We start from the raw sequence: 21,643 nt of genomic DNA, 5'->3' as shown, positions 1-21,643 counted from the left end.
TAGGCTGAACGGCATGACGGTGGCGGTGCGGGTGATTCCGTGTCTGGACGTGGATGCGGGCCGGGTGGTCAAGGGTGTCAACTTCGTCGATCTGCGGGATGCCGGGGACCCGGTCGCGCTGGCGGCGGCCTATGACGCGGCCGGCGCCGACGAGCTGACGTTTCTCGACGTGACCGCGTCGTCGGACGACCGGGGCACGATGCTCGACGTGGTGAGGCGGACCGCGGAGTCGGTGTTCATCCCGCTGACCGTCGGCGGCGGGGTGCGGTCGGTCGGGGACGTCGACGTGCTGTTGCGGGCCGGGGCCGACAAGGTCGGAGTCAACACGGCGGCGATCAGGCGGCCGGAGCTGATCCTCCAGATCGCCGAGCGGTTCGGCAACCAGGTGCTGGTGTTGTCGCTCGACGTGCGGCGGTCGGGTGACCAGCCCAGCGGTTGGGAGGTCACCACGCACGGGGGCCGGCGGAGTGCGGGCCTCGACGCGATCGAGTGGGCCCGGACGGTGGCCGAGCGGGGGGCGGGGGAGATCCTGCTCAACTCGATGGACGCCGACGGCACCAAGGCGGGCTTCGACCTCGAGCTGATCGAGGCGGTGCGCGCGGTCGTCGACATCCCGGTGATCGCCAGCGGCGGGGCGGGTGCGGTCGAGCACTTCCCGCCCGCGGTGGCGGCGGGGGCCGATGCGGTGCTGGCGGCCAGCGTGTTCCACTTCGGAGACCTGACGATCGGCGAGGTCAAGGACCGCCTGCGGGTGGCCGGCAACCCCGTCCGGTAGGAAATCAGCGGCCGTCGGCGAGCCGCATGCGATATTCGCGGAGCGCGGTCGCGTAGGTCGGCTCGTCGAGCGTCCACTCCGACTCGCCGGGTCCGCTCGCCCGGTTGAGCTGGGTTTGCATCGTCATCACGGCCGACGACAGACCACTGAACGGGCGGGTGCGCCACAGCTGCTCGCCCGCCGCCGCGACCTCGACCAGGTCGTCCTCGACGCGGAGCAGGCCAGCCCCGGCCAGGCGGCGCACCGAGAACTCGAGTTCGTCGCGGGTCGGCACGGCGTGGTGCAGGAAGTCGGCGGCGGCGAGCACGTCGGCCAGGGAGGCGCCGGTCACCGGGAGGGCGGCGTGCAGGGCCCGGTCGCGTTCGAGGCGCTCGGCGATGACCGCGGACACGAAGATCCACGCGTCGTTCCAGTGCCAGCCGTCGTCTGCCCCCATGCGGCAATGATGCCGTGCGACCGCGTCACCGGGAAGCAAATGTGGCCGGATGATCACCGACCTGTGACGCGGTGTCGAACAGCCTCAGAAAGACCTGGACCAGCGGTCCTATACCCAATGCGTAGGCCACGGTCCCGATCCCGACGGTGCCGCCGAGCAGGAAGCCGGCGCTGAGCACGGTGAGCTCGATGCACGTGCGCACGAGCCGGACCGACAACTTCGGGTACCGCCTGACGATGCCGGTCATCAGCCCGTCGCGCGGGCCCGGTCCGAAACGGCTGCCGATATAGAGGCCGGTCGCTGCCGCGTTGAGCACGATGCCGCCGGCCAGGTACGCGATCCGGGCGGGCCAGTTGGTGCCGGGCGGCAGCAGCGCGAGGGCGCGGTCGGCGACCAGGCCGATCACGATCAGGTTGGCGAGCGTGCCGAAGCCCGGCCGCTGCCGCAGCGGGATCCAGAGGAGCAGCACCGGGATGCCGGTCAGGATCACCACCAGGCCGAAACTGATCCCGGTTACCTTCGACAGCCCCTGGTGGAAGACGTCCCACGGGTCGAGCCCGAGGCGCGACTCGACAAGCATTGCCATCGAGACGCCGTAGAGCACGAGCCCGGCGAAGAGCCGGACCAGGCGACTGGTGATCCTCATGACTGTCATGTTGCGGGCCAATTGTGCGAGGCTGAAGTGCCAATTCACAGGAGGTGGACGTGACATCTCAGGTGCGCGGGAGCCAATTGACCCGATTGCTGGGCCAATGGCATGCCTTGCCGGGCCGGCATCGCCGGCCCGACTATGCCGCCCTGGCGGCGGCGGTGCGCGGGCTGATCGCGGACGGCCGGCTTCCGTTGGGCGTACGCCTACCGGCCGAACGCGAACTCGCCGACTCCCTGAGCGTGAGCCGCACGACCGTGTCCGCCGCCTACCGGGCGCTGCGCGAGAGCGGCCACCTGACCAGCCGCCGGGGCGCCGGCAGCTGGACCGCCCTGCCGAACGGTCACCGGGTCGCCACCTCGGGGTTGTGGGCGGCGCCCGACGACCTCGACATGATCGACCTGGGGGTGGCGGCCTCGGCCGCGCCGCCCGAACTGATCACCGCGACCCGCGAGGCGGCCGACGACCTACCGCGCTATCTGGGCACCGCCGGCTATCACCCGGTCGGACTGATCGAGTTGCGGGAGGCGGTCGCCGCCGGGTTCACCGCCCGCGGCGTGGCCACCTCGCCCGAGCAGATCCTGATCACCTCCGGCACGCAGCAGGCCCTCGACCTGGTGCTGCGTCTCTCGGTGCCGGCCGGTGCGCCGGTGCTGGTCGAGTCGCCGACCTATCCCAACGCGCTCGCCGCGCTGGCCGCCCGCCGGGCCCGCATCAACACCCACGGGATGGACGCGGGCTCCGGCTGGGACGGCGAGCTGCTGCTCGGCGCACTGCGGCAGGGGCGGCCCCGGTTGACGTACGTCATCCCGGAGTTCCAGAATCCGACCGGCCACCTGATGGACGCGGCCCTGCGGGAGCGGCTTGCCGCGACCGCCCACACGGCCGGCACCGAGCTGGTGGTCGACGAGTCGTTCGTGGACCTGCCGCTCGACGACGACGTGATTCCGCCGCCGGTCGCCGTCTTCGACCGGCACTCCCGGGTGGTGTCGATCGGCGGGATGAGCAAGGCCTACTGGGGTGGTCTGCGGATCGGCTGGGTGCGCGCGTCGGCCCCGATGGTGCAGCGGCTCGCCGCGATCCGGGTCGGCGTCGACATGGCGAGCCCGGTGCTCGAGCAGCTGGTCGCGGTGCGGCTGCTGCGTCAGTCGGCGACGATCGTGCCGGCCCGCCGGGCCGAGCTGCGGCATCGGCGCAACACCCTGGTCGAGACGCTGCACGCGCTGCTTCCGGAGTGGAGCTTCGCGGTTCCGCCGGGCGGCACGATGCTCTGGGCCGAACTGGACGGACCGGTCTCGAGTGCGCTCGCGCGGGCGGCCGAGGACGTGGGCGTACGCCTGGCGCCCGGCCCCCGATTCGGGCTCGACGGCACACTGGAGCGCTTTCTGCGGCTGCCGTTCTCGCTGCCGCCGACCGACCTCATCGAGGCCGTGCGGCGGATAGCCGGCGTGCACCACGACCTCGATCGGGCCGCGGCCCGATCGTCGTGGCGCACACCGGCGGTCATTGCCTAACGGTTCTTTTCGGTGGCGCGGGCGGCTTCCTCCTCGACCGACAGTTCGGCCGGGGGGAGGTCGGCCTCAACCGATTGTTCTGTCTCGCGGGCCTTCTCCTCGTCATCGTCGTGCCTGCGATGGCGCCCGCGGTGCTGTTCCTCGTGATCCACGGAACCGACTTTATAGGCGGAAGCCGCTGACGATCGTGCTCAGCTGATGTGACATGCGCGCGAGCTCGGCGGTGGCCGCCTGGGTCTGCGCGACGCCGTCGCTGGTCGCCCCGGCCGCCGACGCGACGCCGGTGATGCTCCGGGCGATCTCGTTGGTGCCGCTCGCCGCCTCGGAGACGCTGCGGCTCATCTCGGCGGTGGTCGCGGTCTGCTCTTCGACCGCCGAGGCGATGGTGGTCTGGTAGTCGCTGATCCGGGCGATGACCTGTGAGATCTCCTCGATCGCGGTGACCGCCCCGGTGGTGCCGGACTGGATCGCCTCGACCCGGCCGGAGATGTCCTGGGTCGCCCGCGCGGTCTCCTGGGCCAGATCCTTGACCTCGGACGCGACCACCGCGAAGCCCTTGCCCGCCTCGCCGGCCCGAGCCGCCTCGATGGTGGCGTTGAGGGCGAGCAGGTTGGTCTGTTCGGCGATCGACGTGATCACCTTGATCACGTTGCCGATCTCGGCCGACGAGTCGCCCAGCTTGTTCATGGTGGCCGAGGTGGCGGCCGTGACGGCGACCGCCTCGGAGGCGACCCGGGCCGCCTCGGACGCGTTCTGGGAGATCTCCCGGATCGAGGCGCCCATCTCCTCGCTGCCCGCCGAGACGGTGTCGACGCTTCGGGAGATCTGCTCGGCCGCGGCCGAGACGGCCTGGGCCTGCGAGGACGTCTCGTGCGCGGACGCGGAGATCTGAGTCGCGGTGGTGCTCATCTGCTCCGACGCGCCGGCCAGCGACGCGGCCGAGGTGTCGATCGTGGTCACCGTCTCCCGCAGGCCGGCGATCGCCGCGTCGAGTGCCCGGCCCATCCGCCCCGGCTCGTCGCCGCTGTCGAGCCCGCTGGTGCGGGTGAGGTCGCGGGCGGCCAGCGCGTCGCAGACCGCGTGCACCTTGGCCAGCGACCGGACGATCCGCCGGGCCACGATGACGCCCAGCCCGAGGGCGACAAGCACGCCGGCGATGAGGATGGTCAGGGTCAGCGTGCGGCTGAACCGGTAGGTCGACCGGGCGCCGTCCGAGTTCTTCACCGCCTCGGCGCCCTCCGCCCGGTCCAGCGCGGCCAGTTCGGCACGTACCTTCTGGGCAAGCGGCTTGACCTGGCTCTCGTGGACCGTGGACCACTGGTCGAGCCGGTTGGCGGTGCCCAGGGACAGGAGCCGGTTCCGGGCGATGTCGGCGTACTGCTGCCAGATCGTGACCAGGTTGTCGATGGTGGCGGACTCGCCCGCCGGACCGCTGGCGCGATAGGCGGTCATCGCGGCGTCGAAGGCGGCCAGGTCGGCGGTGAGGTCGTCGGCGAACCTCGTGGCGATCGCGTCGTCGGGCGCCATTGCCTGGTGGGCCGAGTCGGACTGCGCCTTCTCGGCCGCCGCGCGCAGGTCGGCCACCGCGTTGATGCTGGTGACGTTGCCGGTGGAGATCAGGGTGGCGGCCGCGCTGGTCTTGGAGAGCCCGATCAATCCCGTGATTCCGACAAGCACCGCCACCAGGGAGGCGATCACGATGGCGGACAGAATCTTGACTTTGACGCTCAGGTTGGCGAACACCATCCCACTATGTGCCTATCAATACCGTCAGTTCGGGCTTTTGCCCGGATCACCGAGCGCGGGCGGGCTCGATAGGATCGACGGGCTGGCCCGCTGGTGTGGCGGCCATTACTCTTCGGTAACACAGGCGCAATCCCCCGGACCTGCTTGAGAAGGCGGCTCTCGATGGCACTCGACGTTCCCTACCGTTCGATCCCCGACATGTTCTACCGGCGCGTCGCGGCGACTCCGAACGGTCAGGCGTTCGCGGTGCCCGACCCGGGCGACACCGGGCTGATCTGGCACACCTGGGGCCAGATTGGTGAGCGCGCGACCGCGATGGCGGCCGGCCTGCGCGAACTCGGCGTCGGCCTGGAGGACCGGGTCGCGATCCTGGCCAACACCCGGCTCGAGTGGGTGCTGATCGACCTCGCGATCAACTGCGCGGGCGGCGCGACGACCACGGTCTATCCGACCACCGAGCCGGAGGACGCGTCGTACATCGTGGCCAACTCCGGGTCCAAGGTGCTGGTCGCCGAAAACCCGAGGCAGGCCCTCAAGATCGCCGGAGTCGACACCAGCGTCACCCACGTCGTACTCATGGACGGCCCGGCCGACGCCGGCGCGACGCCGCCCCAGATCACGCTGGCCGAGCTGGAGGAACGCGGTGCCGCCGCCCTCCGGCAGAACCCGAAGCTGATCGAGGACGTCGTCGAGAGCATCGGCCCCGACCACGTGGCCACCCTGATCTACACCTCGGGCACCACCGGCCGGCCCAAGGGCGTCGTGCTGTTGCACGGCGCCTGGGCGTGGGAGGGCGTGGCCCAGGAGTCGCTCGGCATCTTCGAGGCGACCGACATGCAATACCTCTGGCTGCCGCTGTCCCACGCGTTCGGCAAGACGCTGCTCTGCGGCATCGTGCACGTCGGCGTGCCGACCTACATCGACGGCCGGGTCGACAAGCTGGTCGACATGCTCTCGGTCGTCCGCCCGACGCTGATGTGCGCGGCGCCCCGCATCTTCGAGAAGGTCTACAACAAGACCGTCACCACCGCGCTCGAGGGCGGCAGCGCCAAGGCCAAGATCTTCGGCTGGGCGGTCGCCACCGGCAAGCGCAAGGTCGCGCTCGAACAGGCCGGCAAGCCGGTCGGCGCCCTGCTCAAGGCGCAGTACGCGCTGGCCGAGAAGCTGGTCTTCAGCAAACTGCAGAGCCGCCTCGGCGGCCGGCTGCGCGTGCTGGTCAGCGGCTCGGCCCCGCTCGCCCCCGACATCGCCGAGTTCTTCGCCGCCGCCAACCTGCCGATCCTCGAGGGTTACGGCCTGACCGAGTCGAGCGCGGCCAACTTCGTCAACCGGGTCGGCCACCTCAAAATCGGTACCGTCGGCCGGCCGCTCGGCGACCTCGAGTGCCGCATCGACGCCGACGGCGAGGTGCTGCTGCGCGGCAAGCCGGTGATGCGCGGCTACCACGACATGCCCAAGGAGACCGCCGAGGCGTTCACCGAGGACGGCTTCCTGCGCACCGGCGACATCGGCGAGCTCGACGCCGAGGGCTACCTGCGCATCACCGACCGCAAGAAAGACCTGGTCAAGACGTCGGGCGGCAAATACATCGCGCCGAGCGCGATCGAGGGCCAGTTCAAGGCGGTCTGCCCCTACACGTCGCAGGCGATCGTGGTCGGCCAGGCCCGCAACTTCGTGACCATGCTGATCACGCTCGACGAAGACTCGATCATGGGCTGGGCGAGCGGTCCGCTGGCCGGCAAGAGCTACGCCGAGGTCTGCGCCGCGCCGCAGACCCACGAACTCATCGAGGGCTACATCAAGGAACTCAACGGCAAGCTCAACCGCTGGGAGACGATCAAGAAGTTCTCGATCCTCCCGCGCGACCTGAGCATCGAGGCCGGCGAGATCACCCCGTCGATGAAGATCAAGCGGCGCAGCGTCGAGACCAACTTCAAGGACCAGATCGAGAAGATGTACGAGGGCTCGCTCGCCCAGATCTGAGCGCGCCCTGGGGTCTGAGCTGGTCCCAGGGGCGAGCTCGGGTCTGGGCGAGCTCGGGTCTGAGCGAGCTCGGATCCGCGACGGGCGGGCGGGTCTGAGGCTGCGCTATCCGTCGATCTCGATCGTCATCGTGGCGAGGGCTGCCCGGTCGGCCATCTGCTCGACCCGGGTGATGCGGCCCTCGTCGTCGAAGAGGAACTCGAAGACGACCATCACCTTGCCGTTCAAGGCCCAGACCAGCCCCGGCCGCCCGTCCAGCATCGCCACCTGGGCGCCGGCCGCACCCTGGAACCGGCCGGCCACGGCCCGCGCGCCCATCAGCACGGCGTCCGCGCCCATCCGTACGGACTGCTGGTCGGCCCGCATGACCACGTCGGGGTCGAGCATCTCGAGCAACGTCGTGAAGTCGCCACCGTGTGCGGCGGCCAGGAACGCGTGTACGATCGCTTGCCTTGTGCCTTTATCCGATTTATCAGATATGTCGGTTCCTTGGATGCGGCGCCGGGCCCGACTCGCCAGCTGACGCGCGGCCGCCGGAGAGCAGCCCACGATTGTGGCAATTTCGGGGAACGGTACCGCGAACATGTCGTGCAGCACGAAGGCCAGCCGCTCGGACGGGCCCAGCGTGTCGAGCACCAGCATCAGCGCCGGCCCGATCGCGTCGGCCATCATCGCCCGATGCTCGGGATCCGGAGCGTCGGCGGTGATCTCGGCCGGCACCTCGGCCGGCTCCTCCGGCCGCGCCGACCGGGCCCGCAGCATGTCCAGGCAGACCCGGCTCACCACCGTGGTCAGCCAGCCGGTCAGGTTGCCGACCTCCGAGGTGTCCGACCGGCTCAGCCGGACCCACGCCTCCTGCACCGCGTCGTCGGCCTCGTGCGGCGACCCCAGGATCCGCTGCGCGACCAGCCGCAGATGCGCCCGGTCCTGCTCGAACCGCTCGGCCAACAAGTCAAGTTCACTCATCGTCACACTCCCGCGTCGGTGCCCGTCATAGTCTTTGACGGACCGCGGTGGTCCGCTGTGACTTCAGGGAGCAACCCCATGACCATCCGTACCATCACCGTCCCGGTCAAGGACCTCGAGGCGTCGACCGCTCTCTACAGCGCGTTGCTCGGCTCCGAGCCCTACGTGACCAGCCCCTACTACGTAGGTTTCCGCCCCGAGGGCACGCCCGAGATCGGCCTCGACCCGCACGGTGACGTGGCCGCCGGCCCGGTCGCCTTCCACCACGTGGACGATATCGAGGCCACCATCGCCGCCTTGGCCGAGAAGGGCGCGAGCATCGAGCGTTCCCCGCACGACGTCGGCGGCCCGGTGATCGCCACCTTGCGTGACAACGACGGCAATCTGTTCGGCCTCTACCAGGGTCCGGCCGAATAGTCTGGGCCGATGGCGGAGCAGCCCCGCACGAAAGAGCAACGCAAGGCCGACACTCTGGCCCGGCTGGGTGCCGCGGTGGCCGACGTGTGGGTGGCGACGACCGACGGCGTACGCCCGTTCCTGGTGCCGTTGACCATGGCCTGGGTCGGGGAGCGGATCGCCCTCGCGACCGAGGGGGCCGCTCCCACCGTACGGAATCTCCAAGCGCACGGCCGTGCCCGGATGGCCCTGGGCGGAACCCGGGATGTCGTCCGCATCGACGCCGTGCTGGAGCGCACGATCCCGGTCGCTGAGGCGGCCGGGATCGGCGAGGCCTTCGCAACCCAGAACGACTGGGACCCGCGGGAGGCCGGGCCGCCCTACGTCTTCGCCGTTCTGCGCCCCGAACGCATCGAGGCCTGGCGCGAGGAGAACGAGCTCCGGGGCCGCCTCCTGATGCGCGACGGGGTCTGGCTGGTCTAGGGCATGCGGTGCCCTACGTCGCAACCACCTCTTCCAGGGGGCGCATCGTGCGAATGCCGGAGGCGAAGGTGGCGGTCAGCGCCGCCACCGAGACCGACGCGGCGAAGAACAGGGCCGCCGCCGCGCTGCTGACGTGGGCGACGATCAGGCCGGCCAGCGCGGGTGCGGCGGCCGAGGCCGACATCGCGGCCATGAAGATCACGCTGAGCACCCGGCCCTGCAGGCGGTCGGGCGTGATCGCGGCCTGGTAGCCGAACAGCGCCGCGTTGCAGGCCGGGCCGAGGAAGACGGCCAGGGCGAGGGGGACCGCGGCGACCAGCGAAGAGGTGAAGAGCGACCCGATCGCCAGCACCCCGGTCGCCGCCCAGCAGATGAAGCGGATCAGCCGGGGGAACGGCATCGAGCGCTGCAGCATCGGTGCGGCCAGGGCCCCGGCCAGGCCGCCGACCGCCATGATGGTCTCGGTCAGCCCGATCACGACCGGCGAGACGCCGTGCCGCTGCAGGGTCACGATGATCGTGAAGACGGTGCCGTTGAGGGCCAGGTTGAGCGGCGCCGCGATGGTCAGCACGGCCCGCAGGAAGCTGTTGCCGAAGACGAACCGCACGCCCTCGACCAGGGCTGCCCGGTGGCCGCCCGGCTCCGGCGGCGTGTCGCCCTGCAGCGGCTTGCGGATCAGGCTGATCCCGGCCAGCGAGGCCAGGTAAGAAACGGCATTGCCGATAAAAGGCAAAGACGGGGCAAGGCCGAAGAGAAGCCCGCCGAGCGGCGGGCCGGCCAGCGAGGTCCCGTACGTCCGTGCCTCGTTGCGGGCGACCGCGTCGGACAGCCGGGACTGGTCGACGATGCTGCGCAGCGCCGCGTGCTCGGTGGTCTGGAACATCGTGCCGCAGATCGCGTCGACCACCGCCACCGCCACGATGACGCTCAGGTCGGTGTGGCCGGTCGCGACCAGGGCGGCCAGCCCGGCGAACGCGACCAGGCGGATCGCGTCGCAGGCCAGCATGGCCCGGCGGCGGTTGACCCGGTCGGCCAGCACGCCGCCCGGCAGCCGCGACAGCAGGCGCGCGACCTGGGCCACGGTGCCGACCAGACCGGCCCGGACGGCCGAACCGGTCACGGCCAGCACCAGCAACGGCATAGCCAGTTGAGCGACGGCGTCGCCGAGGTCGGACAACGACTGGCTGGTCCACAGCAGATTGAACTCGCGGTTCCGCCAGAGGCTGCTCATTTGCGGAGAGTATGTATCCGCGTCGATCCGAGCAATCGCCTCATCTATGCGCTCAGCAGAGAAACCATCTCGTCCTCCTCCGATTGCCCCTTGTGACGAGGCTAGGACGAATGCCGCCGCCGGTGTCATACCGATTGAGCCATACCGGCGAGAATGGGCCGGTGGATGTGGTGATCGAACTCTCCGGTCCCGGAAAAGGGCCGGGGGAGAAAACGGTTCTCGTCTATCGCGCGCTGCGGGCTGCGATAGTCGACGGGCGGCTGCCGGCCGGGCATCGGCTGCCGCCCAGCCGCGCGCTGGCGTCCGACCTCGGGGTGGCCCGGGGCAGCGTGGCCACGGCGTACGAGCGGCTCGCCGCCGAGGGGTTCCTCACCGCCCGGGTCGGCTCGGGGACGTTCGTGGCTCCGCTTCCGGCGACCCGGCCGCCGCGCCGGCACCCGGCCGATCCGCTGCGCCCGCGGGCCGGCTGGACGTTCGGGCCGGTGCCGACCAGCGGCGAGGAGCCGGTGCCGCGCTACGACTTCCGGTCCGGCATCCCGGATGCGACGCTGTTCCCGTTCGACACCTGGCGGCGGCTCGTCTCGGCCGAGTTACGGTTGCGGGCCAACGGCCCCGGGACGTACGCGGCACCCGCCGGTCATCCGGCCCTGCGCGCGGCGATCGCCCGGTCGCTGGGTTACGGCCGTTCGGTGCGCGCGACCGCGGACGACGTGGTGGTGACCAACGGGACCCAGCACGCGCTCGACCTGATCGCCCGCGTACTGCTGAAGCCCGGCGACGTCGTCGCCGTCGAGGAACCCGGATATCCGCCCGCCGGGCGGATTTTCGCGGCGGCCGGCGCCCGGGTCACCGGGGTGCCGGTCGACGAGGACGGCCTGGTCGTCTCCGCACTGCCGGGCAACGCGCGGCTGGTCTACACCACGCCGTCGCACCAGTTCCCGCTCGGCGGGGCGATGAGCCTCGACCGGCGGCGGGAACTGCTCGACTGGGCCCGGGGGCGGCCGGCCGCGATCGTCGAGGACGACTACGACAGCGAGTTCCGGTTCGCGGCCCGGCCCCTCGAACCGCTCTACAGCCTCGACACGGTCGGACGGGTGCTGTACGTCGGCACGTTCTCCAAGACCATGCTGCCCATGCTGCGGACCGGATTCGCGCTGCTCCCGCCCGGCTTGCGGGAAGCGGTGGTGGCCGCGCGCCAGCTGAGCGACGGGTACGGGCAGATGGCGGTGCAGGCGGCGCTGGCCCGCTTCATCGACGAGGGACAGCTGGCCCGGCACGTGCGGCGCGCCGGCCGGGCGTACGGAAATCGGCGGAGCCGCATCCTGGGTGAGCTGACCGCCCAGCCCTCGTTGCGGGTGCTGCCCTCGGCGGCCGGCCTGCACGTCACCGCTGTGCTGCGGGACGGCACGCCGGCCGACGCGGCGCGGATCTCGGCGGCGGCGTTCGCCGAAGGGGTGGCGGTCGAAGATCTGACCCCTTATTCGGCGACGCACGCCGGCTTCGTGTTCGGGTTCGGGGCGATCGACCCGGCGCTGCTCGGCGAGGGACTCGCGATCTTCACGCGCCTGCTCCGGTAGAGAATCGCGCCGAGGCCGACCACCAGGCTGAACAGGGCCGGCTTCCCGTTGAGCGCGAGCAGCGCCAGGGTGGCCACGAACGCGACCCCGGCCGTCGCCCGCGACCAGCCGGGCGGCAGCAGACGGACCGCGGCCGCCGTGCCCAGCACGTAGACCAGCGTGAAGCAGCCGGTGACCAGCAGCAGGGCCGCGTTGGTGGAGAGCGGCAGCGCGACGCCGATCACGCTGCCGGCGACGATCAGGACGAGCGAGCGCCGGGGTGTGCTGACGAATTTCGGCAGCGCGCCGTCGCGGGCCAGCGCCGGTCCGAGCCGCGAGCCGCCGGCCAGGTACGCGTTTACCGCTCCGACGGTCAGCAGCACCGCCACCACCGCGGTGATCGCCCGGACCGGGCCGTCGACGCCGGTGGCCAGCAGGTCGGCCAGCGGGGCCGGGCTGCCGGCGAGCGCCGGGCCGAGCACGAGCACGCTGGTCACGGCCACCGCCAGGTAGAGCACGCCGACCACCACCACCGCGATGCCGGTCGCCCGGGGCACGTCCCGGCGCGGGTGGCGATATTCCGCCGACAGCGACGAGAGCGCCTCCCAGCCGGCGAACCCCCAGACCAGGACGGCCGCCGCCGCGCCGACCCCGGACCAGCCGTGCGGGGCGAACGGGTGCAGGTTGGCCCGGTGCGCGTGCGGGAGCGCGGCGACCACGGTGACCAGCAGCAGGATCGCGAGCGTCGCGGTCAGCCACAGCTGGACGCGGCCCGAGACGCGCAGGCCGAACCAGTTCATGACGAAGACCGAGCCGACGATCGCCAGGAAGGTGGCGATCCGGGTGGTCTCACCGCCGCCGAGCACGTCGGCCACGTAGCCGTCGGCGAACGAGCAGGCGGGTGGGGCGCCGAGCGGGATCGCGAAGTAGAAGCACCAGCCGACCGCGGCCGACGCCCGCGGGCCGAAGGCCAGCCGGACGTAGGTGGAGACGCCGCCGCCGTCCGGGTGCCGGGCGCCGAGGGCGGCGAAGCTCCAGGCCAGCGGGGCGGAGAGGGCGATCAGGGCGAGCCAGGCGACCAGCGAGGCGGGGCCGGCCACGGCGGCGGCCAGGGCGGGCATCGAGATCACGCCGGTGCCCAGGACGGCGCCGATGCTGAGTGCGGTGCCCTGGGCTACGGACAGCTTGGTCATGCTCTTGACGCTAGGTCTTGATTGGCTCGCGATATGGACCAATCCATGGTCGCCCGGATGGGCCAATCAGAGGTTGAGGTACGCGTTCCTGATCTTGTCGGCGGCGGGACCGGCGATGTCCACCCGGGCCTGCCGGCGGCCGGAAAGGAAGAGGGCCAGCTCGCCGGGTGCCCCGGACAGGATGGTCTCGTCGCCCTTTATCGAGACCTCTCCGAAGCCGTCGGCTCGCACGGTGATCGGCGCGCCGATCTTTCCGAGCGCCATCCGCGCCCGGAAACGGGCCTGAGTCCACAGGGCGGCGGCGTCCTCGGCCGCCAGTTCGCGCGGCTCCCAGTCCGGCTGCGCGCGCCGGACGTCCTCGTGGTGGATGAAGAACTCGCCGTTGTTGGTCAGGGCCTCGAGGGGTGGATGGCTGGCCGGGCTCCACCAGGGCGGCGTGCGCAGCAGGGCCAGAGTCGTCGCGTAGGGCTGGGCGCGCTGGGCCAGGCGGACCCGCTCGCCGTGCGCGGCAAGGGCCGGAATGACCGCGCCGGCCGCCGCGTCCGGCCGCCGGTCGCGCATCACGAGGTGGGCGGCGAGATCGCCGGTGGTCCATCCGGCGCAGAGAGTGGGCTGGTCAGGCCCGAGGTCGGCGAGCAGGTCGGCCAGAGCCAGACGCTCGCGACGGGCGAAGTCGGTCACATACGTGATCGTAGACACAATGTCACGGGTGTAAACGGCGGCCATCGGTTCGGCAGGATGGGAGTGTAAGGCCGGATCGTCCGGCGAACACTTACCGGACGGGTAGGAAATGAACACCAGCCGCGATGTGCTGGGACGGGGACTGCGGGTACTCGGCCGGGCGATCCGCACCGAACCGCGCCTGTTCGTGATCGGAGCCGTCGGCAGCAGCGTCTTCGGCCTGCTCGTCATCGCCAACTCGTACGTCGTCGGCGCGGTGATCGGGCACGTCGTCGTGCCCTCGTTCGCCAAGGGTCACGTCGGCACCGGCGAGCTGGCGCTGATCGCCGCCGCGTTCCTCGGCATCAGCGTCCTGCGCGTGGGCAGCATCTTCGGCCGACGGCTCGGCGCCGGGTTCATGCAGTTCCGCCTCCAGGCCCGCTACCGCCGCGCGGTCACCCGGCGCTACCTCTCGCTGCCGCCGTCCTGGCACCAGCAGCACGCCACCGGCACGCTGCTGTCCAACGCCAACTCCGACGTCGAGGCCGCGTTCGTGCCGATCGCCCCGCTGCCGTTCGCCGTCGGCACGATCGTGATGATCTTCGCCGCGGTGGTCGCGCTGTTCTTCACCGACTGGGTGCTGGCGCTGGTCGGCATCACGCTGTTCCCGCTGCTGTTCGGCCTCAACTACATCTACTCGCGCAAGATGTCCCCCCGGCAGATCCGGGCCCAGCAGATGCGGGCCAAGGTCAGCGCGGTCGCCCACGAGAGCTTCGACGGCGCGCTGGTGGTCAAGACGATGGGCCGCGAGGAGGACGAGTCACGCCGGTTCGGCGTCTTCGTCTCCGAACTGCGCGACGCGCTGATCTCGGTCGGCCGGCTCCGCGGCTTCTTCGACCCGACCATGGACGCCCTGCCCAGCCTGGGCACGCTCGCCGTCCTGCTGCTCGGTGCCTGGCGCCTGCAGAACGGCGCGCTCAGCGTCTCCGAGCTGGTCACCGTCTCGTTCCTGTTCACCGTGCTGGCCTTCCCGGTGCGCGCCATCGGCTGGGTGGTCGCCGAACTGCCGCGCAGCGTCGCCGGGTGGGAGCGGGTCCAGGCGGTGCTCGACGCCGGCGGCGACCTCGCCTACGGCTCGGCCACCCCGGCCGGTTCCGGTCCGGCCGAGCTTGCTTTCGACAGCGTCGATTTCCGGTACGGCGATGGGCCGCTCGTCCTCCACGACGTCTCGTTCACCGTGCCCCCGGGCAAGACGGTCGCGCTGGTCGGCGCCACGGGGTCGGGCAAGTCGACGATCGCCTCGCTGGCCGTACGCCTGGTCGACCCGGTTTCCGGCCGCATCGCCGTCGACGGGCTCGCACTGCCGTCCCTCTCCGAACAGGCGCTGGCGTCCACGTCGGCGCTGGTGCCACAGATCCCGTTCGTCTTCGACGACACCGTCCGCGGCAACGTGACCCTCGACCGCGACGGCGTGAGCGAACAGGACGCCTGGGCGGCGATCCGCCTCGCCCAGGCCGACCGGTTCGTCGAAAACCTCCCGGACGGCCTGGAAACGGCGGTCGGCGAGCGCGGAACGTCGCTCTCCGGCGGCCAGCGCCAGCGGGTCACCCTGGCCCGGGCGCTGGCCGGGCACCCGCGCCTGCTGGTGCTCGACGACGCGACAAGCGCGGTCGACCCGCGGGTGGAGGCCGACATCCTGGCCGCGCTGCGCAGCGGCGACGCCGGGGCGTCGATCCTGGTCGTGGCCTACCGGCGGGCCACGATCGCGCTCGCCGACGAGGTGGTCTACCTCGAACAGGGCAAGGTCGTGGCGACCGGCACCCACACGCAGCTGCTGGACAGCGTGCCGGGCTACGCCGACCTGGTGACGGCGTACGAGAAGGCCGAGCAGGAAAGGGTGGACGCGTGACGACCGTCGTTGCCGAGGGGACCTTCGCGACGGTTCGCCGGGGTCTGTCGCTCTCACCCGAGCTGCGGCCCGGGCTGGCCGGCACCGTCGCGCTCGCCATCGTGCAGATGGCCGGCCGCATCGCGGTCCCGATCGCCGTGCAGCAGGGCATCGACAACGGGATCAGCGCACCCGGCGGCCCCGACCTGGGCTTCGTCGTCGTGGTGGTGGCCCTGACCGCGGTCGCGCTGCTGTTCTCGACCGCGGCCGGCTACCTGATGACCCGGCGCCTGTTCACGGTCAGCGAGACCGCGCTCGGCGCCCTGCGGTCGCGCACCTTCCGGCACATCCACGACCTCTCGATGCTGCACCAGCAGTCCGAGCGGCGCGGCTCGATGGTCTCCCGGGTGACCAGCGACATCGACCAGATCTCGCAGTTCCTGCAGACCGGCGGCGTGCAGCTGCTGCTCTCGTCGGGTCAGCTGCTGGTGTCGACGGTGGTGATGTTCGTGTACTCCTGGCAGCTCGCCCTCGTCGTGCTGGTCGCGTTCAGCCCGGCCGTGATCGTGATCCGGCTGTTCCAGAAGCGGCTCGCCTCGGTCTACGGCGCGGTCCGCGAGCGGACCGGGGTCATGCTCGGCGCGGTCGCCGAGAGCGTCGTGGGTGCGATGGTCATCCGGGCGTACGGGGTCTCGCGCCGCACCGAGGAGCGCCTCGACACCTCGATCGACCGGCTCCGCTCGTCCCAGCAGACCGCGCTGCGCACCAGCGTGACCAGCTTCTCCAGCGGCGAGCTGGGCGCCGGCCTGGCCCTGGCCGCGGTGGTCGTGGTCGGCACGCTGCTCGGCCTGCACGGCGGCCTGACCGTCGGCAAGCTGACCGCGTTCCTGTTCCTGGTCACGCTCTTCATCCAGCCGGTGCAGATCGCCACCGACGTGCTCAACGACGCGCAGAACGCGGTCGCCGGCTGGCGCCGGGTGCTCGACGTGCTCGACATCGAGCCGGACGTGGCCGACCCGGACGACAAGGGCGTGCCGCTGCCGGTCGGGCCGCTGTCGGTGACCTTCCGGGACGTGTCGTTCAACTACCCGGGCGGCCCGACCGTACTGTCCGATGTCGACTTGACCATTCCGGCCAAGACCAAGGTGGCGGTCGTCGGCGAGACCGGCAGCGGTAAGACCACGTTCGCCAAACTGCTGACCCGGCTGATGGACCCGGCCTCCGGGTCGGTCCTGCTCGGCGACACCCCGCTGACTTCCGTACGCTTCGCCTCGCTGCGCGCCCGCGTCGTGATGGTCCCGCAGGACGGCTTCCTGTTCGACGCGACGATCGCCGAGAACGTCCGCTTCGCCGCACCGTCGCTTTCCGACGCGCAGATCGAGGACGCGCTGACCGAGCTCGGGCTGGCCGATTGGGCGGCCGGGCTGCCGGCCGGCATCCAGACGCCGGTCGGGGAGCGCGGTGAGGCGCTCAGCGTGGGGGAGAGGCAGCTGGTCGCGCTGGTGCGGGCCTACGTGGCCGACCCCGACCTGCTGGTGCTCGACGAGGCGACCAGCGCGGTCGACCCGGCCACCGAGGTGCGGCTGCAGCGGGCGCTCGACCTGGTGACCCGGGGCCGTACGACGGTCGCGATCGCGCACCGGCTCTCCACCGCCCAGGCCGCCGACGAGGTGATCGTCGTGGACGCGGGCCGCGTCGTGCAACGCGGCCCGCATTCCCGGCTGGTCCAGGACGAAGGCTCGATCTACGCCAAGCTGTACGCGTCGTGGCTCGAGCAGACGCGGTAGCTACCGCGCGTAGAACTCCACCACCAGCTGCTCGTCGCACAGCACCGGAACCTCGGCCCGCACCGGGTTCTTGACGAGCGTCGTGCGCAGCTCCTCGATCGCGGTCGACAGGTACGGCGCCGACCGCTCGAGGAGGTGGGCGCCGGCCGCGGCGAGCTCGAACGGCGGCTTGGTCCGGCTGGTCGCCTTGACGGTGACGACCTGGCCCGGCTTGAGGCGGTAGCTCGGCCGGTCCACCTTCGTGCCGTCGACCTGGAAATGTCCGTGCGCGACCAGCTGGCGGGCCTGGTAGATGGTGCGGGTGAAGCCGGCCCGCAGCACGACCGCGTCCAGCCGGCGCTCGAGCAGGCTGACCATGTTCTCGCCGGTCTTGCCCTCGCCACGGTGCGCGTCCTCGTACGCCCGGCGCATCTGGGCCTCGCTGACGTTGTACTGGTGCCGCAGGCGCTGCTTCTCGAGCAGCCGCACCTGGTAGTCCGACGCCTTGCGGCGCCCACGGCCGTGCACGCCGGGCGGGAACGGCCGCCGCTCGAAGTACTTCACGGACTTCGGTGTCAGCGGGATGCCGAGCGCACGCGAGAGCTTGGCCTTCGGTCGGGAGTTGTTCATCAAGTCTCCGAGTGGGTCTCGCGGGTTTACCTCCCCGCGATGTTATGGTTAGCCTCACCTTACTAAGGCAAGCCTAACGCCTCCCGGAGGTACCCACCATGCAGCCCAGCCCCGCCGAGGTCGCCCGAACGCTCGCCGCCGGCCACCTGCCCGCGACCGCGTACGTGGCGTGCCGCCCGGGACCCTTCCCGGTCCGCCACGTCGCCGACGACCACGGCCGGATGCTGCTGCTCTCGCCGGCCGGCGCCGCCCTGGCCACCGCGCTGCGCCCCCAGGACGGCACCGACGACACCGCGATGGTGCTCGACATCGCCGACGTGCCGCCGACCGCCGGCGCGCCCAGCCTCGGCCGGGTGTGGGTCTCCGGCTGGGCTCGCCGCCTCTCCGGTGACTCCGAGCGGGAGGCCGCTCTGCAATACGCCGCCGTCGACGCCACCGGCGACCTGCTCGACATCGGCACCGGCCAGGTGCTGCACCGGCTGGAGGTCGCCGAGGTCCGCTACGAACGGCACGGCACCCTGATCGACGTCGACCCGGACGAGTACGCCGAAGCCACCCCGGACCCGCTCCGCAAAATCGAGTTCGACCTGCTTGCCGACCTCTCCGACCACCACGTGGCCGAGATGGCGGCCTACGTGCGCCGGCGCCTCGGCCCGGCCGCCCAGCCGGCCGGTGAGCCCCGGGTAGTCCGGCTCGACCGCTACGGCTTCGTCGTCCGCCTCGACGAGCGCCTGGCGAGGATGGCCTTCCCCCGCCCGGTCACCGACCGCCACGACCTGGCCCACCTGCTCCACCCGGTGCTGTGCCACACCTGCTCGTCCGACTAGCTGCCTGCGCCCGTCGCGCCCCGCCCCGGTTCCGGGCGGGGCCGAGTAGAGCACCCGCCTACGACAATTCCGCGCGGTTATCCACCGACGCCGGGAGCGGGTCGAGGAGGAAGCGCTGCACGTTCGGCCCGATCGCGGCCACCAGCAGCTCCGGGTCGGTCGACGGGAGCGGCTCGATCTTCAGGACGTAGCGGGTCACGATCAGGCCGGCCATCTGGGTGGCGACCAGGCCGGCGCGCAACGGGGCCTCGGCCGGGTCGATCGCCAGCTCGGTGACCGCCCGCCGCAACACCTGCACGATCACGAACTCGCGCAGCAGCCGGGCCGTCCACTCGTTGCTCAGCGCCGAGCGGAAGACGGCCAGGGCGGCCGCGCCGGCCGGCGAGTCCCAGATGCTCAGCACCAGTCGGACCAGCCGCTCGCCGGCCTGCCCGCGGGGGCCCTGCAGCGCCTGCGGCACCAGCTCGGCCGGGTTGATCGGCGCGTTCATCACGGCCAGGAACAGCTTGTCCTTGGTGCCGAAGTAGTGGTGCACCAGGGCGGCGTCGACACCGGCGTCGGCGGCGATCGCGCGTACGGAGACGCGGTCGAAACCCTTCTCGGCGAACGCGGTGCGGGCCGCCTCGAGGATCGACGACCGGGTGTCCTGGTTGCCGGGCCGGCGCCCGCTCCTGCGTACCAAAAAAGCTCCTAAGGTGTCCGCCGCCGTAACGTCGCGGCAGCGAGAACGAGTGCGACCAGGGCCGCGCCCGCCACGATGACCACGTCGCGCCACAGGGTGGCGCTCGCCTCGGCGCTGCTCCCGACCCGGATCAGCGCCTCGACCGCGTAGGTGAGCGGCAGCGCGTCGCTGACCCCCTGCAGCCAGCCGGCCATCTGCCCGCGCGGCACGAAAAGACCGCACAGCAGGATCTGCGGCACGACGACCACGGGTAGGAACTGTACGGCCTGGAACTCGGTGCGGGCGAAGGCGCTGCACAGCAGGCCGAGCGCCACCCCGAGCACGGCGTTGACCACCGCGATCAGCACGACCAGGGCGGCGTTGCCGGTGGTGTCGAGGCCGAGCAGCCAGTACGCCGCGGCGGTCGCGACCGCCGCCTGCACGGCCGCGGCCAGGCCGAACGCCAGCCCGTAGCCGAACAGCAGGTCCACCTTGCGCAGTGGCGTGGTCAGCAGGCGTTCGAGGGTGCCGCTCGTGCGTTCCCGCAGCATCGCGATGCTGGTCACCAGAAACATGATCACGAACGGGAAGATGCCCAGCATGATCAGCGCGACCCGGTCGAACGCCCGGCCCTGGTACATGTAGTACAGAACGGCCAGGAGCAGCGTCGGAACGACGATCAGCAGGGCGACCGTACGCCGATCGTGCCGCAACTGGCGCAGAATGCGCGCCGCCGTCGCCAGAGTGATCATGATGCGCTCACCGCTTCCTGTTCCCGGATCAGCCGGAGGAACGCTTCCTCCAGATCGTCGGTGCCGGCCTCCTGGCGGATGGCCGCCGGCGAGTCGTCGGCGATCAGGCGGCCCTCGCGGATCAGCAGGAGCCGGTCGCAGCGGCCGGCCTCGTCCATGACGTGGCTGGAGATCAGCAGGGTGGTGCCGGCTTTCGCCAGTTCGTGGAAGCGTGCCCAGAGGTCGGCCCGGAGCACCGGATCCTGGCCGACCGTCGGTTCGTCGAGCACCAGAAGCCGGGGCTCGCCGATCAGCGCGCAGGCCAGGGAGGCCCGGCTGCGCTGGCCGCCGGAGAGGTCGCCGACCAGTTGGGCCTTCGCGCCGGCCAGCCCGACATCCTGGATCGCCTGGTCGGCGGCCTTCGCCGCCAGCCCGTGCAGGCGGGCGAAGTAGCGCGCGTTCTCGGCGACGGTCAGGTCGGCGTAGATGCTCGGCGCCTGCGTCACGTACCCGACCTTCTGCCGGTTCGCGGGGTGGCCGGCCGGTCGGCCGAGCACCGTGACGACACCCGACTTGACCCGCTGCACCCCGACGACCGCCCGGATCAGCGTGGTCTTGCCGCTCCCGCTGGGCCCCAGCAGCCCGGTCACGCTCCCGGCCGCAATCGCACACCCGATGCCGTGGAGCACCGTGCGCCGCCCGCGTTCCACGACGAGATCCCGCACTTCGACTGCGCTGTCCATCGCCACCTCCTGAATTCATCACCTGATGAACTCAACAGTAGATGAATTCCGCGCCCGTCGATATAACCGTTCGGACGACCCCGTTCCGGTCCATCGATGCGTGCCCAAGTCCGTCAGAAACCCGTTGAACGGGCACAAGCAGCCCTCATCCCCTCGCAATCGGGAGACACCGATGAAGAAGGACCCGAGCCGGTACACACCCCGTCCCTACGGACACGCCGCCCCCTGGAACCGTTCCCTCGCGCCGGCCCCCGCGCCGGCCCCGGTCTCCTCGGCAGCCGGCCGCTGGCCGTGGGTCGTCGTCGCCGCGCTGGTCGTCGCCGCGGTGGGCTGGCTCGTCTACGACGTCGCCCTCAGCTGAGGGCGGCCTTCTTCCCGTACGCGCAGACAGCCACGCACCCGGCCGGGTGCGTGGCTGTCAGCGCGAGATTCGGGTGCGGTTACAGGGCGAGAATGCGCTCCAGGAACTCCCGGTAGCCCCGCATCGCCATGCGCATACTCTCGGTGTCCGGGGTGGCGCTGCCGCGAAGCGGGTCGAGCTCGTCGCGCTCGGCGAGCAGCGACTCGGTCAGCTCGTTCACCGCGTCGGTGAGCAGGTCGTGGGCGCGGGTCAGGGCGGAGACCGGGTCGTCGACGAACTCGGCCTTCACCTCGTGCCAGGCCGCGCGGAAGTGGCGGGTGGCATCCTCGTCCCAGAACGCGATCTTGCCTTCGGGAAGGTCTCCCGGCCGCAGAGCACCATCGTCCGGCAGGTCGTCGTCGTCCGGCGCGGCGCGGCGCCCACGCCGGGCCGGCTCGGCATCTTCCAG

Annotated in this window: 22 protein-coding genes; 10 read left to right on the top strand and 12 right to left on the bottom strand. The window is 71.3% G+C overall.

The window, feature by feature from the left end; genetic code table 11:
- Positions 1-13: 13 nt before the first annotated feature.
- On the top strand, positions 14-775 hold the full coding sequence (gene hisF / locus ACIA5C_RS05435) for an imidazole glycerol phosphate synthase subunit HisF (RefSeq protein ID WP_396051503.1): 762 nt from the start codon (positions 14-16) through the stop codon (positions 773-775).
- Between the two features lie 4 nt (positions 776-779).
- Here hisF and ACIA5C_RS05430 read toward each other — a convergent pair whose 3' ends face one another.
- On the bottom strand, positions 780-1,211 hold the full coding sequence (locus ACIA5C_RS05430; protein ID WP_396051500.1) for a hypothetical protein: 432 nt from the start codon (positions 1,209-1,211) through the stop codon (positions 780-782).
- 25 nt (positions 1,212-1,236) lie between these two features.
- On the bottom strand, positions 1,237-1,857 hold the full coding sequence (locus ACIA5C_RS05425; RefSeq protein WP_396051499.1) for a YitT family protein: 621 nt from the start codon (positions 1,855-1,857) through the stop codon (positions 1,237-1,239).
- Positions 1,858-1,916: 59 nt separating this feature from the next.
- On the opposite strand from ACIA5C_RS05425, the gene ACIA5C_RS05420 reads away from it, so the two are divergent.
- On the top strand, positions 1,917-3,374 hold the full coding sequence (locus ACIA5C_RS05420) for a PLP-dependent aminotransferase family protein (RefSeq protein ID WP_396051498.1): 1,458 nt from the start codon (positions 1,917-1,919) through the stop codon (positions 3,372-3,374).
- Here the strand turns inward: ACIA5C_RS05420 and ACIA5C_RS05415 are convergent.
- Both ACIA5C_RS05415 and ACIA5C_RS05410 read right to left on the bottom strand, forming a co-directional pair.
- Positions 3,371-3,526, bottom strand: a complete 156-nt coding sequence (locus ACIA5C_RS05415; RefSeq protein WP_396051497.1) for a hypothetical protein — start codon at positions 3,524-3,526, stop codon at positions 3,371-3,373. The two genes, ACIA5C_RS05420 and ACIA5C_RS05415, sit on opposite strands and share 4 nt — an antisense overlap.
- Positions 3,527-3,536: 10 nt before the next feature.
- Positions 3,537-5,120 (bottom strand): methyl-accepting chemotaxis protein, encoded by a 1,584-nt coding sequence (locus ACIA5C_RS05410; RefSeq protein ID WP_396051495.1) that lies wholly within the window; start codon positions 5,118-5,120, stop codon positions 3,537-3,539.
- A gap of 162 nt (positions 5,121-5,282) precedes the next feature.
- Here ACIA5C_RS05410 and ACIA5C_RS05405 point away from each other — a divergent pair, with 162 nt between their 5' ends.
- Positions 5,283-7,103 carry an AMP-dependent synthetase/ligase gene (locus ACIA5C_RS05405; protein WP_396051493.1) on the top strand — a complete coding sequence of 607 codons (1,821 nt, stop codon included), beginning with the start codon at positions 5,283-5,285 and terminating at the stop codon, positions 7,101-7,103.
- A gap of 105 nt (positions 7,104-7,208) precedes the next feature.
- On the opposite strand, the gene ACIA5C_RS05400 is transcribed toward ACIA5C_RS05405, so the two are convergent.
- The gene (locus tag ACIA5C_RS05400; RefSeq protein WP_396051491.1) at positions 7,209-8,069 is read right to left on the bottom strand and encodes a sigma-70 family RNA polymerase sigma factor; all 861 of its coding nucleotides are present in this window, start codon (positions 8,067-8,069) and stop codon (positions 7,209-7,211) included.
- A 78-nt stretch (positions 8,070-8,147) separates the two neighbouring features.
- On the opposite strand from ACIA5C_RS05400, the gene ACIA5C_RS05395 reads away from it, so the two are divergent.
- The gene (locus ACIA5C_RS05395; RefSeq protein ID WP_396051490.1) at positions 8,148-8,486 is read left to right on the top strand and encodes a VOC family protein; all 339 of its coding nucleotides are present in this window, start codon (positions 8,148-8,150) and stop codon (positions 8,484-8,486) included.
- Positions 8,487-8,495: 9 nt separating this feature from the next.
- On the top strand, positions 8,496-8,948 hold the full coding sequence (locus ACIA5C_RS05390) for a pyridoxamine 5'-phosphate oxidase family protein (RefSeq protein ID WP_396051487.1): 453 nt from the start codon (positions 8,496-8,498) through the stop codon (positions 8,946-8,948).
- Between the two features lie 13 nt (positions 8,949-8,961).
- Here ACIA5C_RS05390 and ACIA5C_RS05385 read toward each other — a convergent pair whose 3' ends face one another.
- Positions 8,962-10,179 carry an MFS transporter gene (locus tag ACIA5C_RS05385; protein WP_396051484.1) on the bottom strand — a complete coding sequence of 406 codons (1,218 nt, stop codon included), beginning with the start codon at positions 10,177-10,179 and terminating at the stop codon, positions 8,962-8,964.
- A gap of 161 nt (positions 10,180-10,340) precedes the next feature.
- Here ACIA5C_RS05385 and ACIA5C_RS05380 point away from each other — a divergent pair, with 161 nt between their 5' ends.
- On the top strand, positions 10,341-11,756 hold the full coding sequence (locus tag ACIA5C_RS05380) for a PLP-dependent aminotransferase family protein (RefSeq protein WP_396051482.1): 1,416 nt from the start codon (positions 10,341-10,343) through the stop codon (positions 11,754-11,756).
- On the opposite strand, the gene ACIA5C_RS05375 is transcribed toward ACIA5C_RS05380, so the two are convergent.
- Together ACIA5C_RS05375 and ACIA5C_RS05370 are read right to left on the bottom strand one after the other, a co-directional pair.
- Complete coding sequence (locus ACIA5C_RS05375; protein ID WP_396051480.1) at positions 11,657-12,928, bottom strand: APC family permease; 1,272 nt, start codon at positions 12,926-12,928, stop codon at positions 11,657-11,659. The genes ACIA5C_RS05380 and ACIA5C_RS05375 overlap by 100 nt on opposite strands.
- 66 nt (positions 12,929-12,994) lie before the next feature.
- On the bottom strand, positions 12,995-13,609 hold the full coding sequence (locus ACIA5C_RS05370; protein WP_396051478.1) for a TIGR03085 family metal-binding protein: 615 nt from the start codon (positions 13,607-13,609) through the stop codon (positions 12,995-12,997).
- A gap of 109 nt (positions 13,610-13,718) precedes the next feature.
- Here ACIA5C_RS05370 and ACIA5C_RS05365 point away from each other — a divergent pair, with 109 nt between their 5' ends.
- On the top strand, positions 13,719-15,497 hold the full coding sequence (locus ACIA5C_RS05365; protein ID WP_396051476.1) for an ABC transporter ATP-binding protein: 1,779 nt from the start codon (positions 13,719-13,721) through the stop codon (positions 15,495-15,497).
- Positions 15,494-17,263, top strand: a complete 1,770-nt coding sequence (locus ACIA5C_RS05360) for an ABC transporter ATP-binding protein (protein WP_396051474.1) — start codon at positions 15,494-15,496, stop codon at positions 17,261-17,263. The genes ACIA5C_RS05365 and ACIA5C_RS05360 overlap by 4 nt, the downstream gene beginning before the upstream one ends.
- Here the strand turns inward: ACIA5C_RS05360 and rpsD are convergent, their stop codons facing one another.
- Entirely contained in the window at positions 17,264-17,872 is a 609-nt protein-coding gene (gene rpsD, locus ACIA5C_RS05355; RefSeq protein WP_396051472.1) for a 30S ribosomal protein S4, read from the bottom strand.
- 98 nt (positions 17,873-17,970) lie between these two features.
- Between rpsD and ACIA5C_RS05350 the strand changes: the two genes are divergently transcribed.
- On the top strand, positions 17,971-18,699 hold the full coding sequence (locus tag ACIA5C_RS05350) for a DUF2470 domain-containing protein (protein WP_396051470.1): 729 nt from the start codon (positions 17,971-17,973) through the stop codon (positions 18,697-18,699).
- 58 nt (positions 18,700-18,757) lie between these two features.
- On the opposite strand, the gene ACIA5C_RS05345 is transcribed toward ACIA5C_RS05350, so the two are convergent.
- The 3 genes from ACIA5C_RS05345 to ACIA5C_RS05335 are packed head-to-tail and all read right to left on the bottom strand — an operon-like array spanning position 18,758 to position 20,834.
- Complete coding sequence (locus ACIA5C_RS05345) at positions 18,758-19,381, bottom strand: TetR family transcriptional regulator (RefSeq protein WP_396051469.1); 624 nt, start codon at positions 19,379-19,381, stop codon at positions 18,758-18,760.
- Positions 19,382-19,389: 8 nt separating this feature from the next.
- Entirely contained in the window at positions 19,390-20,112 is a 723-nt protein-coding gene (locus ACIA5C_RS05340; RefSeq protein WP_396051468.1) for an ABC transporter permease, read from the bottom strand.
- Positions 20,109-20,834: an ABC transporter ATP-binding protein gene (locus ACIA5C_RS05335; RefSeq protein WP_396051466.1), complete on the bottom strand. Its 726-nt coding sequence runs from the start codon at positions 20,832-20,834 to the stop codon at positions 20,109-20,111. The genes ACIA5C_RS05340 and ACIA5C_RS05335 overlap by 4 nt, the downstream gene beginning before the upstream one ends.
- Positions 20,835-21,006: 172 nt before the next feature.
- On the opposite strand from ACIA5C_RS05335, the gene ACIA5C_RS05330 reads away from it, so the two are divergent.
- Positions 21,007-21,195 carry a hypothetical protein gene (locus ACIA5C_RS05330; RefSeq protein ID WP_396051465.1) on the top strand — a complete coding sequence of 63 codons (189 nt, stop codon included), beginning with the start codon at positions 21,007-21,009 and terminating at the stop codon, positions 21,193-21,195.
- Positions 21,196-21,643 lie beyond the last annotated feature (448 nt).

The sequence above is a fragment of the Actinoplanes sp. NPDC051343 genome, from assembly GCF_044455125.1.
In the GTDB taxonomy this organism is placed as follows: Bacteria; Actinomycetota; Actinomycetes; order Mycobacteriales; family Micromonosporaceae; genus Actinoplanes.
Note: the sequence above shows the minus strand (reverse complement) of the source record. Positions and strands in the feature narration are given on the sequence as shown.